This window comes from Flavobacterium cerinum (assembly GCF_024496085.1).
GTDB classification, from domain to species: domain Bacteria; phylum Bacteroidota; class Bacteroidia; order Flavobacteriales; family Flavobacteriaceae; genus Flavobacterium; species Flavobacterium cerinum_A.
In genome coordinates, this window is record NZ_CP101751.1 from 2,492,797 (window position 1) to 2,506,064 (window position 13,268).

General features: G+C 38.9%; 10 protein-coding genes. 7 read left to right on the forward strand and 3 right to left on the reverse strand.

Features of this window, described 5'->3' with window-relative positions; genetic code table 11:
* Positions 1–751 precede the first annotated feature (751 nt).
* Entirely contained in the window at positions 752–1,345 is a 594-nt protein-coding gene (locus NOX80_RS11145) for an RNA polymerase sigma factor (RefSeq protein WP_256549859.1), read from the reverse strand.
* Positions 1,346–1,619: 274 nt separating this feature from the next.
* Here NOX80_RS11145 and NOX80_RS11150 point away from each other — a divergent pair, with 274 nt between their 5' ends.
* Positions 1,620–2,825 carry a hypothetical protein gene (locus NOX80_RS11150; RefSeq protein WP_256549860.1) on the forward strand — a complete coding sequence of 402 codons (1,206 nt, stop codon included), beginning with the start codon at positions 1,620–1,622 and terminating at the stop codon, positions 2,823–2,825.
* Positions 2,826–2,946: 121 nt separating this feature from the next.
* Here NOX80_RS11150 and NOX80_RS11155 read toward each other — a convergent pair whose 3' ends face one another.
* Together NOX80_RS11155 and NOX80_RS11160 are read right to left on the reverse strand one after the other, a co-directional pair.
* On the reverse strand, positions 2,947–3,822 hold the full coding sequence (locus NOX80_RS11155) for a DUF4238 domain-containing protein (RefSeq protein WP_256549861.1): 876 nt from the start codon (positions 3,820–3,822) through the stop codon (positions 2,947–2,949).
* A gap of 2 nt (positions 3,823–3,824) precedes the next feature.
* Entirely contained in the window at positions 3,825–5,213 is a 1,389-nt protein-coding gene (locus tag NOX80_RS11160; protein WP_256549862.1) for a hypothetical protein, read from the reverse strand.
* A 276-nt stretch (positions 5,214–5,489) separates the two neighbouring features.
* On the opposite strand from NOX80_RS11160, the gene NOX80_RS11165 reads away from it, so the two are divergent.
* From NOX80_RS11165 to NOX80_RS11190, 6 genes are all read left to right on the forward strand, one after another.
* Positions 5,490–5,951, forward strand: coding sequence for a hypothetical protein (locus tag NOX80_RS11165; protein WP_256549863.1), 462 nt, complete (start codon positions 5,490–5,492; stop codon positions 5,949–5,951).
* Positions 5,952–6,142: 191 nt separating this feature from the next.
* Positions 6,143–6,430 carry a DUF4134 domain-containing protein gene (locus NOX80_RS11170; protein ID WP_256553005.1) on the forward strand — a complete coding sequence of 96 codons (288 nt, stop codon included), beginning with the start codon at positions 6,143–6,145 and terminating at the stop codon, positions 6,428–6,430.
* A gap of 70 nt (positions 6,431–6,500) precedes the next feature.
* Complete coding sequence (locus tag NOX80_RS11175) at positions 6,501–6,869, forward strand: hypothetical protein (RefSeq protein WP_256549864.1); 369 nt, start codon at positions 6,501–6,503, stop codon at positions 6,867–6,869.
* 38 nt (positions 6,870–6,907) lie between these two features.
* Positions 6,908–12,427 carry a helicase-related protein gene (locus NOX80_RS11180; RefSeq protein ID WP_256549866.1) on the forward strand — a complete coding sequence of 1,840 codons (5,520 nt, stop codon included), beginning with the start codon at positions 6,908–6,910 and terminating at the stop codon, positions 12,425–12,427.
* A gap of 11 nt (positions 12,428–12,438) precedes the next feature.
* Positions 12,439–12,777, forward strand: coding sequence for a DUF4133 domain-containing protein (locus tag NOX80_RS11185; RefSeq protein WP_256549867.1), 339 nt, complete (start codon positions 12,439–12,441; stop codon positions 12,775–12,777).
* Positions 12,764–13,258, forward strand: a complete 495-nt coding sequence (locus NOX80_RS11190) for a hypothetical protein (protein WP_256549868.1) — start codon at positions 12,764–12,766, stop codon at positions 13,256–13,258. Before NOX80_RS11185 ends, NOX80_RS11190 begins: the two co-directional genes overlap by 14 nt.
* Positions 13,259–13,268: the final 10 nt, after the last annotated feature.

The window sequence follows — 13,268 nt, forward strand, 5'->3', positions numbered from 1 at the left end:
TTTTAGAGTTAAACAACAGCTGTAGATAAGAGTATAGTTTATTTGCAACATTTCTATTAAATGCTTCCATTTCTAGATCAGATAATTTTCCCGCGGCATGATATTTTTCTATGACAGTATTTCTTAAGTACAATCTAGCCATATGAAGAGCAGTCGTTTCGATTAATTTCTCAAATTATGGCTCTTCATGCTTAAAATTGATACTTGACATATTTTGTTGGAGGATATTCGAAAAGTGGCCACCTGTTTTTTTTCAAAGTGGCCACTTTTTTCGGTGTAAAGTGTTCAGTGAATTTCAGTTTAATATGTTCAGTTGACTGATTTTAAGGGGGTTTTAAGATATGTGTGGCTTGGTTTGAGGTTTCTCTCTGGTGATGTTCAAATCTTTTGTCTAAAGCTCTCAAATAGCCATGAACGCTTGAAAAAAGATTTGTTTCGGACCGTGTATTTACTTTAAGTATAATGAAGGTTAGACATCGCCCTTTGCGTAGCAAAACTAAGCCTAGATAGCTCGTTTCAATCGAACAATTCAAAGTCTAAATACAAGAAAATGAAAGGATGGGTCAGTAATAAAATATGCTATGAGAATTGGACAGTTTGAAACGAAATAGCGTGGCTACTTTTTACGGAATACACAGTGTAAAGTATTTACTAGGCTAATTTTAATAAGATTTAACGGCTGTTGGGTGTAATCAGTTTTTTCCTTGTCTTTATTTTCTGGAATGATAGATTAGGATGAAATGACTTTTTGCTATTTTAGTAATAATATTGAAATCAATATCGCCATTCTCTCCTGCGATTGGAAGATATAATTTCGTACTATGCAGGTAGCCTGTACTAAATGATTACTTACCGTAGAAACCGAAACGCCCATTTTTGTAGCGGCTTCCTGGTAACTCATTCCATCAATTCTACATAGTTTAAAAGCTTCTTTCCGCTGTGGTGTCAACTGTTCCATAGCCTTAACCAATAATTCCTGGCTTTCTTTGTAAAAGATACCTTCTTCGGTATGTGAATAGGTTTCGATAAATGTACTTACAATATGTTCCTGTAATTTCTTATCACGTGCTATCTTGCGGTAAAGTTGATAGACTTCATTTTCGGCGACTTTATATAACCAAGACTTGATCGAAAGATCAGGATTGATGGTATGTCTCTTATTCCATAAAATAATAAAGGTGTCCTGTAAAAGCTCGTCAGCAAGCTGTTCCGACTGTGTTAGTTTTAAAAGTCGGCTATATATCTTATTCGCGTACTGTTGATATAGCGTGTTAAATGCAGTTTCTTCCCCATCTCCTAATTTAATTAGAAGTTCCCTTTCATCTATGAGAGACAATACTGGCATTCGGTTAGTTAGGTAATTTAAATGAACTTACTAAAACAGTAAGTTATAGCAAATTGTGAAGCAATTATACTTAATTATCAACGGATTGGCAAGATTTAGCGTAAAAACCCGTTGATAAGCATCAGTTCTTAATGTTTGCTTTTATCACTTTATTGATTATTAAAGTTTAAAATGTAACTTTTTGTGTAACGTTTTTTATGGGGTATCTACAGACCTAATAAATCATCATTTTATATGATTTAATACCAAATATCAAATTAATACACTCAACGTTATGCAAGATAGATACCCATTAGAGTACATTGATTTGCTGGCAAGTATGACATTAAACCCTAGCAATGAAAATTTGAGCCGCCTTACCAAAGAAGAAATGGACACCATCAATTATCATCTGGAAAAGGAAACCTATCGTATTCAGTCTACGATCAAAAATCACGTTTTTACGGTAAATAAAAAAAAGGAGGTTGAATTGTTGGTTCGCCAGTACTATTCATCGACAATTAATTTGATAGACCTTTTGTTTGATAACCGGGAAAAGCTACCAAAGGGAAATTCCGGACTTAAAAAGATCTATGATAGTATGATCAATATCCTAAATGATCTACTTATGTTTATTGAAAGTCGGTTCGCTAAATTTTTAAGTCTAGAAGAAAAAGTAGCCAATACTTATCTGCTAATGACAAAGCAGCGTTTGAGGCAAAAATTGCAAGAATTGCAAAAATATCTTGAACTACCGAACCTAAAGAGCCGCGCTCCACTGAATTTACTTTTAAGCCGCCTGAACCGTTTTGCTGATCGTGCCGGTTCGGATTTTGAGGTTACTTTTAGAACCTTGTTTTATAAAAAGGAACTGATCAAGGCATTAGAAGAATTGCAATTTGAAAAAGCCGAATTGACGAATGAAAGTGTTTTTGATGCAGTGGATAGAGTTCTTATCTATTTGAATTACAATAGTAAAACCTATATCGATGAACTCACACTAAGAATTTTTAAAAGTATAAACCTCTTCAAAACAAGCTTTCAAAAACTTGACAAGTTAAGGTATCACCGAAAAGAGTTTAAGCAACTTCATCGTAAGCCGGGCTATATTCTAAATCCTAATTATCATGATCTGGATATTATCGTTGAGAAATGGTTTGATGAAGAAATCGGTTACTGGGAAAAACTTGTTCAATCAACAGTTCAGGTCGAATCACACATTAAGGCTAATATGGTAAATGAGAAAGTAAACAAGATTTTATGTAATCTCACCACTGACCAGATAGCGCTAATTCTTCGGGGCGCTGATGACGCACGAATCTTTATTGCCAAATCAATGAACGAAGTATTTAAAACTATTGTACCGCATTTATCTACTCCGCATAAAGTTGATCTTTCCTATGATGCCATGCGCAGTAAGTCCTATGTCGCCGAGGAGCGGGATAAGGAAAAAGCAATAGAAGCGTTAGAAAAAATTATAAGGAAAATCCGAAGCTATTAAATTAAATATAGAGAATGGCAAATGCTTGTCGATGTATTTACCTGGTTGTTTTTGATGTTTTCATCGGAAATATAAATAACGGTTAGAAGTTTATCTCCTTAGAGGATATTAATTATACAATTTATGCAAGTCGGAATAAGTAGCGGTTTATTTTTTCTATCTGTCCATTTGCTTGAATCTGGTTATAAACATCAGCAATCTGGTGGAGATATTCTTTATCATTGCATACAATATATTTTTTTGCCTGATGAAACATTGCTAAATCTTTGTTTAGATAGAATGTGGCATTCTTAATATTTTTTGATTGAGAATCATTGCAAATAAATGTTTCAGTACTACTAAGTGGTAATATGAAATTGCCGAAATTTTCGAGATCATTGCTATCACTTTCTATCAGTGGGACATCGCCAAGGATTGATTTTATATTGGGATTGATATTTATATAACTATTACGGTGAACGCGTAGTAATTTTTCTTCACTGATGTTAAAGTTGTCATAGAAAGGAAGAAAGGGGAAAATCAATTTTTTTGTTTGTTTAAATAATTCTGAGTTCATTAGATATTCTAATGCTTCCTTGTGATCCGAACCATCGTTTCTTTTGATCACAATGTTGATAGGAAGTTTATCATAGGGGAATTCCTTGTCTTTGGCATCAAAAAGATCATCGTTTGATGGCAACCGCCATTTCAGGGATGATGCCATGACCAATATAGATGTTAATGCCTCTTCTGTAATGATACCGGAACGTGAAATTTCTACTATATCTCTTGAAAATTTTTCATCAAGTTCAGCATAGAGTTTTTCGATGTTATCATTAGGTACTCCGTCAAAGTACCAGGTGTTTCTGTTCATCTCGAAGAAGACAGATTTGGGACTTCTTTTCTCTTTTGCAAAAGCTTGTTTTTCTTTATCGTACAGATAAAGCATATTGTCTTTGTCAGCAAATCGCTTTATGAGAAACTGCGGGATATAGTGGTGCCTCTTTGAAATACCCATATTTAGCTATTATTCTGTTTTATGTTTTCCAGCTCCCGAAGATACGGCCCATATAGGTTCAGTTCATTAAGAGCGAGCCTGAATACTATACCATTGATCGGCGGTGGCGTAAACTTTTCAAAATTGTCACAGTCAGGATCTTTATCAGGAAATGTGTACTTCGCTTTTTGGTGTGCCGGTCTTGATGCAATTCGGTTTGTCCGCAGGCTTTCAAAAATTTCATAAGTTGCCAAGATCAATACAGTTGCTTCTCCAAAGGTCGTGAGTTTATCGATGTAAAAAAACTGTTTGTCTTTCAGTATAAGAGGTGGGGTAAATAAGTTTATTATCCTTGAAAGTTCCAGAAGGAATTTCTGTCTGTATTTAATCGTATTCTCCTCTGAAACAAAAAATGGTCTGATAAAGAAAAAGAAATCGTTTTCTTTTAATTTCTGTGCTATGTAAAATTTATCGTAATAATATTTTAATGCTTGTGATATGTGAACACGACCTTGCTCGGATGTCAGGTCTGCAAAATTCTTTATATTATCAAGAACTACATTGTATTGGGGAGTTTCTGAAAAATTAGAGAGTAAATATGTCTCTGGATTTTCCTGAAATTGTTCATAGCCACCATCCTTTAACTTTTCCAATATATCAATAAGGGTCACTGGAGGATTTGAGGAATTTAAAGCAAAGTATGCAATAAGAATTTTTTCAAATGCCGAAGGTCTTCTTATTCCATAGAATAAAAGGAGTTCCTCAAAAAAACAATAGGGGTAAAAAGGCCTTTGGCTGAGCATGCTTGGATTTATATCCGATAGATCGTTTTCAAAAAGGTATTCATCGATTGCGGAACTTAAAAATTCGTCGATTGCTCCGAATGTCAGGTTAAAGCTATGTACATTGATAAGCCCTGTGGTGTGTATTGTAATAAAGTTTCTTTCTCCGCTATGTTTTACTCCATCTACAATAGCTTCCATTGGCCTGTTAGTCCTTTCTATGGATGCGATCTCAAACTTTTTATTCGCTGTACTGTTTGTATCCTCTACAACTTTGTAATCAATGTCATCTTCGGAAAGTAAAGTAGCTACGTCGTTCCAATAGTCTACCATATGCTTACAGCTTTGAAAAGTGTTGGAATTGATAGGATAAGCATCGATTCCTTCGGCCGCTGTTAAAATGGTTGATGCTCGGAACCTGTCGCAAAAGTTCAGGCAGAATTGGCGGATACCAGGTAATGTAGCTATGTTGGTGAGGTAGTGATAATATTCGTGGATGAATATAGATTGATGTTGACCAATTTGTAGGTCGGTTATAAAATCCGTTAGATTTTTAATGTCAAAACCGTCCAGACAGACGTAAAACCTATCTGGATAGTATTTGATTTTTGTTAGATCAATTTCTTCCATTAAATAATTTTAAGAGCTTCATTGGTAATGAGCGTTATTATGTAAACATAATAAAAACAGCGGAATTTATCAGAGCAAAACATGATAGTTATTTGACTTTATTTTAATACTATTTACGATAAGAGTTTCATTTGCAATGCTGTGGTTGTTGGGTACCAACTAGGTACCAACAAAAAGTTGGACTTGTCCGGCCTTACTTCTCTTTGCAACTTTGTTATCGAACAATAGGGAAGATCGGTTTTACCGGTCGAATGTGTAACGATAAAATGAAGAGTTATGTTTACAAACATCAGTTGGCCGGATTATATCACTTATGTTGCTACGGCAACCATCATCTACTACATAGTGATAGGACTTAAATATTTCAGGAATGACCTTGCCGATACATTCGCATCAAAGAGAAGTGGGAGATCGGAAACGCTATTTATGGAAGAAGAGCACCAAGAAAGGGATTTTCCTTTAGGGGAAGATAAACCTGTTTTTTTTGAGACCAGTACCGATCAGGACTTTGACGATGTGGAAGAACTTATCGCGCGTATAAAGGAGATAGTAGCAAAAAGTGCTCACTTAGAAGTACAGACCGGAGATTTTAAAAAATACCTTGGGCTTACCCTGAATGAATATCCTTCAATAAAGAAATCGGCATTACGGGCATCGGTGAATGAACTAATTGTTTCTGAGTGCCAAAAGAACGGAACTGTAAAACTTAGCATGGATGAGGTTGATCTGTTGTGGTAGGTTGCTAAGTAAGCGGTTCTAAAAGAAGTTGGTTGCCCCAACCAGCCCGGTGCGGTGAGGTAAAGTGTGGCAGATTAAGGGGTAAGAGTTGGCGTAACCACTTCTTTTATTTTCAAGAAAACTAAAAATCAATAAATATTTCGTGAGTGATGGAAAAGTGTAGAGAGAATACGAAAACAATTCGCAGGGGCATGATATTGACCCTATTATTAATTACTTCAGGTGTCATTACTGCCTATGCGCAGGATGGTATAGCCGGAATAAACCAAGCCAACCAACAGGTACGAAGCTATTTTGCCGCAGGTACCAATCTAATGTACGCCATAGGGGCTTTACTGGGTTTGATCGGGGCAATCAAGGTTTACCAGAAATGGAATGCCGGGGATCAGGATACGGGCAAGGTTGCAGCCGCCTGGTTTGGCAGCTGTGTATTCCTTGTAGTGGTTGCGACCGTGATACAATCATTCTTCGGGGTATAAAATTCTGATTAGGGTTACGATTCTTAAGGAAAAGTTATGGCAATACATTGTTGACCATAATCCAGATCTTATGTTCGATTTGCAGGAAGCCTATACGGTTTCTAAATATCTCCAAGATATGGTAGCTACGGTATTGCCTTTTGCTGAAGAGCAGATGCAGGCACAGATTCCGGATTACATCATACAGGAACAATGTATGGAGCAGTTAACGGCTCCATTAAAACCTTCAAGATTTCTGTATATAAAAAATGTGGTGGAAGAGGAATTTCCGGGTGATTTTGAAAGGTTGAGGGAAGATGGCACGTTGACCTACGAAGTGATCAATATGTTGCAGGTTTGTAAGGAAACTTTTGAACAGTTTGATTTTTCGGTGGAAAATGAAGACAACAGGCATTTAAGGTATGCGATAATCGCAGAGGTACACGATTACCTGATATAGAATGGAAGCATTGGTGTAGAAAGAAAAATGGGGGGAAGATGGCTTACAATATATCAAAGAAGCTGGCGGGTAATATCACCGCCATCAAAATTGCTTTAGCTTGGGATGGGCAAAGAACTTTAACAGGGGAGGATATTGAACAACTGCGTAAGTACGCGGGTTTTGGTGGGATAAAGGTAATCCTGTATCCACCGACAACAAAGGAAGAATGGAATGTACTTGGCGCAACACAGAATGACCTCAAATATTTTGATCAGATCTGTGAGCTGCATAATCTTCTAAGGGAACAATTTGATGAAACGGAGTACCGGAATATTGTCAACTCGTTAAAGGAAAGTGTTTTGACAGCTTTTTATACCCCTGAAGTAGTTCCCCGTGTACTATTTGAGGTGATGCACCAAAATGAGGTTCGTCCAAAGAGGATTTACGATCCATCTGCGGGATCGGGTATATTTGTGGATGGGGCGATAAAAGCTTTTCCGAATCTTGAGCATATAACAGCAGTTGAAAAGGATCTGCTCACCGGTAAGATTTTGGGCGCTATCAATTTCCATCACGGTGTCGAAAGTCAGACACATGTCTGTGGAGTAGAAGAGGCACCGGCTAATGACAACGGCACCTATGATCTGGTGGTAAGTAATATTCCTTTTGGAAATTTTAAGGTGTATGATCCGCAAATCCGAAATAGTGATCTCACTGGTCGTATTCACAACTATTTTTTTGCTAAAGGCTTGGATAAGCTTGCCGAAGGTGGGCTGATGGCTTATATCACAACGGATGCTTTTTTAAATACACCTTCCAATATGGAAGTTAGAAAATACCTCTTTGAAAGGGCTGATTTCGTTGCCCTTGCGGTAATGCCCGATAACCTGATGTTGGAAACCGGTAATACCGAAGCACCTAACCATTTGTTAATCGTTCAGAAGAATAGTAATAAAGAAGCATTATCACAAGAAGAGCGGCAGCTTATTGTCAGTGATAAAGTTCAGGGTACTACCGGTTCCTATTATCAAAATGCATTCATTTCCGAAAACCTGGAAGAATTGAGAGTAGGTGATCAGATGCAGGAGGGAAGTAACCAGTACGGAAAAACTTCAATGTGCTTTACCCAGTCCGGTGATATTGCAAGTATAGAAAAGACACTGAATGAGGTGTTGGATCTTGGCTTTTTAAGATGGGAAGGTTTAGATAGATTTAAGGCATCCCTTGATAAGATTCCTAAAGTTGAGGTAAAGGAATCCCGAGGGAAATTCACCTATCTACCGATGCCGGAGAACGGCAATAATCAATTTGTAGGACAGTTGGGATTATTTGATATGGTTCCGGCGGATAACATTAACAGGGCATCCGCGTACATTAATGTTTTGGATGAAACTGTAGTCGATAAACAGTCGGCCAGATTGATTTCGACTTTAAGGACAACAGATAATCGTAGTCATGAGGCAGCCGTTTTGATTGCTGCTAAAGATAACAAGGGGAGGTATCTTTTCAAGTTGTACTCAAACGTTAAAGAGTTGAATAATTTCTCGGCCAACTGGATGGTTGGCGGATTGGTGAACCATGAGATGCGCAGTCTTTCCTTGCAGCTTGCCAAATTTGAGCATTCCTATATATATGAAGGGGATAGGTCTTTAGAGCATTTTTTTGCCGTACAACAGAATCCGGCATCGTTTTTTTTTACTCCAATTAAACCGTTTTACCAAGATGGCATACTGGTCAGTTCCGCAGGAAACATTGGTATTTTGGAAAATGTCAATCAGGATCACAACAGGGCTAATTTCAAAGACCTTCATTTGGTGGGGAACAGGGATTTTTATCTGCATTACATATTATTAAGAGATAATTATTTTGCCCTTAGTGAGCGGGAGCTTTCGGGAGAGATTGTAGATGATCTGTTCCGTGCCAAGACTAATGAGACTTATGAAAGTTTTGTTGCCAATTATGGTCAGCTTAATCTTCCTGCTAATCGTAAACGTATCCTGGAAGACAGGGCAATGGGACATACTGTACTTTCCTCATTGGAACGTCGGGAAGGAGAAAAGTTTGTAAAGTCAGATATTCTAACCCAATCAATCGTTAAAATTGAAGAGCAGTTTAGAACCGATGATCCTGTAGAAGCTCTTGCCCGTAGTCTTAATGATACCGGAAAAGTCGATTTAGACTTTATAAGAACGGCAATGGGGCTTAGCGAAGAAGGGGTGGTTTTGGCTTTGGAGCAGCATATCTACCTGAATCCAAATGGTAATGTATGGGAAACAAGGGATAAGTATCTAAGCGGTAATGTTCTGGAAAAACTTCATGAGGCCAGAGAAGCCGCAAAGTTACAAGCGGATAATATTCACTATCAAAGAAGTCTGGAAGCTATTGAAGCGATCCAGCCGGAACGAATACCCTTCGACCTTTTGGATTTTAATCTTGGTGAACGATGGATACCGGAAGCATATTATAGCCAATTTGCCGATGAGCTTTTTGATGCGAAAACTAAAGTCTACTTTTTTCAGTCTATGGACTGCTTCAAGGTTGAGGTCGGTCATAATACCAAGGTTGACCGGGAGTACGCTATTTTTCCTAAGAGCGGCAGGACAATGTACGGCTACACACTTTTGGAGCATGCCCTTGAGAACACGGCACCTTTTTTTACCTATGAGGTGAAAACCATTGATGGAACTGTTAGGTTGCCTGATAATGATGCCATACAGATTGCACACCAGAAAGTCGAGCAGATAAGGAACAATTTTATCAGTTGGCTTGGTGAACTTCCCGATGAAAAGAAAAAGGAACTGGAAGATCTGTATAACGACACCTACAACTGCTATGTGCTAAGGGAATACGACGGAAGCCATCTCAATTTTCCGGGACTTGACAGAAAAGCGTTGGGAATTGATGATCTGTACAGTTCACAAAAAGATGCTGTATGGCGTATTATGCAAAACCGTGGAGGACTTATTGACCATGAAGTGGGACTTGGTAAAACGCTAACTATGATCGTTGCCAGTCAGGAGATGAAACGATTGGGCATCGTTCAGAAACCGGTTATTGCCGCACTGAAGGCCAATGTTGGAGATATTGCGGAAACCTATAGAAAAGCCTATCCAAAAGCAAGGATTCTATATCCGAGCGATGGCGATTTCGAGCCGAAAAATCGGGTAAGACTGTTCCATGAAATCAAGAACAATAATTGGGATTGTGTTATCATGACCCATGACCAATTTGGAAAGATTCCTCAAAGTCTGGAAATCCAAATGGAAATTTTGGAGAATGAGCTGGATAATATTGAGCGGGATCTTGATACAGTCAAGAGTATTGGTGGTGATATTTCCAAGAAAATGCTGAAGGGGTTGGAGATACGAAAGAAAAACCAGGCAATTAAGCTTAAGGAGGTACAGGATCGTATAATGAGCAAAAAAGACGAGGGTATTGATTTAAAGACTATGGGAGTGGATCACGCATTGGTCGATGAAAGCCATAAGTTTAAAAACCTGACATTCACCACCCGGCACAACAGGGTTGCGGGTATCGGTAATATGGAAGGCAGCCAAAAGGCATTAAATATGTTGTTTTCTGTACGACAGTTTCAAAAGATGTATAATTCGGACCTGTGCGCTACCTTGCTTTCGGGGACTCCTATTTCAAATAGTTTAACTGAAATGTACCTGATATTCAAGTTGCAGCGTCCGAGAGAGATGCGACGCTTGGGGATCGAAAATTTTGATGCATGGGCGGCAGTTTATGCCAAGAAAACGACAGACTTTGAATTTAGCGTAACCAATGAGATTGTGGCCAAGGAACGTTTCAGGCATTTTATTAAGGTTCCGGAACTGGCTATGTTCTATAATGAGATTACAGATTACAAGACCGCAAAGCATATCAATCTTGATAGACCGGAGATTGACGAGGTACTGGTCAATATCAAGCCAACTCCGGAACAGGATGATTTTATCGTAAGACTGATGGAGTTTGCCCGTACCGGTGATGGTACGTTGATCGGTCGTGGAGCACTTAGCGATTCCGAAGATAAGGGCAGAATGCTTCTGGCCACAAACTGTGCAAAGAAAATGGCCGTTGATATGAGGCTTATCGATGAAGATCTTTATAGTGACCATCCCAATAATAAGATAAATACCGCGGCACGTAATATTGCGGAGATTTATAGAGAAAGTACCGTACATAAAGGAACCCAGATTGTATTCTGTGATATCGGTACGCCAAAGCCCGGGCAATTTAATGTCTATGATGAGCTAAAGGATAAATTGTTACGGGACTTCGATATTCCCGCACATGAGATAACCTTTATCCACGATTCAGATTGGGATGGTTCAAAGAAAAAGAACCTGTTCAGGAAAATGAACGATGGGGATATCCGTGTGCTGATCGGTAGTACCGAAAAGGCCGGTACAGGGCTGAACGTTCAAAGGCGAATAGTGGCGATGCATCATTTGGATATCCCGTGGAAGCCATCGGAATTGGATCAGCGCAATGGACGCGGAGCAAGACAAGGAAATATTATAGCCAGGGATTTCTACAACAACAAGGTGAGGAACTTTATCTATGCTACAGAAAAAAGCCTTGATAATTATAAGTTCAATCTTTTGAAGAACAAACAGACTTTTATATCACAGATGAAAAACTGTGAGCTGAGCGTGCGCACTATCGATGAAGGGGCTATGGATGAGAAAAGCGGAATGAACTTCTCCGAATATATAGCAATTCTCTCAGGGGACACCTCGCTGCTTGAGAAAACCAAATTGGAAAAGAAGGTGGCGGTTTTAGAAGGATTAAAGACTTCGCATTTTCGTGAACTCAGCCGGCATAGAACCAGTTTAGAAAGTCTTACAAAGGAACAAGGTAAGGATATTGAAACTTATGAGAAGCTTTCAGCAGATTTGGTGTTCTATCAAAAGCAGTTACAGTTTGAAAAGGACGGAAGCAAGGCGAACCTTATCCAAATGGTGGGATTGAAAACAAATGATGCCGAAATAATTGGAGCTCATGTGATTGATCTGTACAAAAACTGGAAGCCAAAAACTGGTGATCCGGATGTTCAAAAGATAGGATCACTATATGGATTTGATCTTTACATCAGAAGGCAGGAGGATTTCTTCGCCGATAATGTCAGAGAGGCTTTTACGGTTAACTTTTTTGCCCAACGGGGGAGTGATGGTATTAAGTACACCTATAATCAAGGGCATCCCAATGTCGATAATGACAAGATCGCTGCGCGGCATTTTCTTAACGCTATTGATAGAGTAGAAAACCTTAGTTCCAAGTATGAACGCGAACTAAGAAAATATGAAGAGGAGATACCCAAGTTAAAGCAGCTATGCTCGCGTGCGTTCTTGCAGGACAATGAGTTGCAAACCTTGAAAATGGAGCTCAGCAATATCGAAAGAGAGATAGCGATAAATATCAATCGTAAACGTCTGGCAGAAAACGGTATCGTTGAGGAAGCTATGGTAGTTGAGACCGACAAAACGGAACAACATGCGCAAAAGGCGCAGGTAATGAATGTCGTGACTGGTCAGCAACAGCAACGCATAGGACAAAGAGTGCGGTTTTAAATCAAGGTGAGATGGGAAGTAGTGTGTATAAAATCAATAAAGGGATTAACCAATCGATAGAATTTAAGGGGTTGAAAGCACAGTATATCTGGTATCTCGGTGGTGGGATCGTAGGGCTTTTGATCCTGTACTCGATAATGTATATCATAGGATTGCCGACGCTTGTCTGCCTTGTGGTAATTGGGGGTTCCGGGACATTATTGGTCTTGCAAATATATAGGATGAGCAGTAAATATGGCGAATACGGATTGATGAAAGAACTGGCACGTAAGCAGCTGCCAAAAACGGTTGTATGCAGGAGCAGAAAGGTTTTTATGTTTAACAGCGGAGGTAAAAATGGAATTGGATGAGCAGCAGGAAGAATTATTTAGAAAACGACAAAAGGGCATATTGCCAGAGATTGAGTTTCCCGGCCAGATCTATGTTATAGATTGGAGGGAAAGGGTGTTAAGGGCTAAGGATAAAATAGAAGTGGAGCCAATAAGAATCTCCGAAAGAAAGAGGGGTTTTTATGGAGATAATAACTTTCTGATCTATGATACCCGAAATAGAAATGTAATTGAATACAAATTGGAAGAACCGTATTCTGTGGCAAACCTGGTGGTATTGAATATTCCGGGAGGACTGACCCTTGATCCGGTAGGTGTGGCACGGGAAAATGGCCTTGATGAGCGGAAGTTCGCAGCGATCCATCCGCTAACCCAAAAGATTGTAGCTAAGGTTGTGCCGGTCTCACGGGCTGAAATACGAAGGTTGATAGGGATAATGTCTGCAAAACCCTCCGAAGGGGAAGCAATTAAAAAAAACAGCAGGAAAGGTAAGGGAATTTGAACATATAAGG

What these genes read in the sequence shown, in the direction of transcription:
- NOX80_RS11145 (WP_256549859.1), bottom strand. Translation starts at nt 1,345, where the DNA reads ATGCCAGTATTGTCTCTCATAGATGAAAGGGAACTTCTAATTAAATTA.
- NOX80_RS11150 (WP_256549860.1), top strand. Translation starts at nt 1,620, where the DNA reads ATGCAAGATAGATACCCATTAGAGTACATTGATTTGCTGGCAAGTATG.
- NOX80_RS11155 (WP_256549861.1), bottom strand. Translation starts at nt 3,822, where the DNA reads ATGGGTATTTCAAAGAGGCACCACTATATCCCGCAGTTTCTCATAAAG.
- NOX80_RS11160 (WP_256549862.1), bottom strand. Translation starts at nt 5,213, where the DNA reads ATGGAAGAAATTGATCTAACAAAAATCAAATACTATCCAGATAGGTTT.
- NOX80_RS11165 (WP_256549863.1), top strand. Translation starts at nt 5,490, where the DNA reads ATGTTTACAAACATCAGTTGGCCGGATTATATCACTTATGTTGCTACG.
- NOX80_RS11170 (WP_256553005.1), top strand. Translation starts at nt 6,143, where the DNA reads ATGATATTGACCCTATTATTAATTACTTCAGGTGTCATTACTGCCTAT.
- NOX80_RS11175 (WP_256549864.1), top strand. Translation starts at nt 6,501, where the DNA reads ATGTTCGATTTGCAGGAAGCCTATACGGTTTCTAAATATCTCCAAGAT.
- NOX80_RS11180 (WP_256549866.1), top strand. Translation starts at nt 6,908, where the DNA reads ATGGCTTACAATATATCAAAGAAGCTGGCGGGTAATATCACCGCCATC.
- NOX80_RS11185 (WP_256549867.1), top strand. Translation starts at nt 12,439, where the DNA reads ATGGGAAGTAGTGTGTATAAAATCAATAAAGGGATTAACCAATCGATA.
- NOX80_RS11190 (WP_256549868.1), top strand. Translation starts at nt 12,764, where the DNA reads ATGGAATTGGATGAGCAGCAGGAAGAATTATTTAGAAAACGACAAAAG.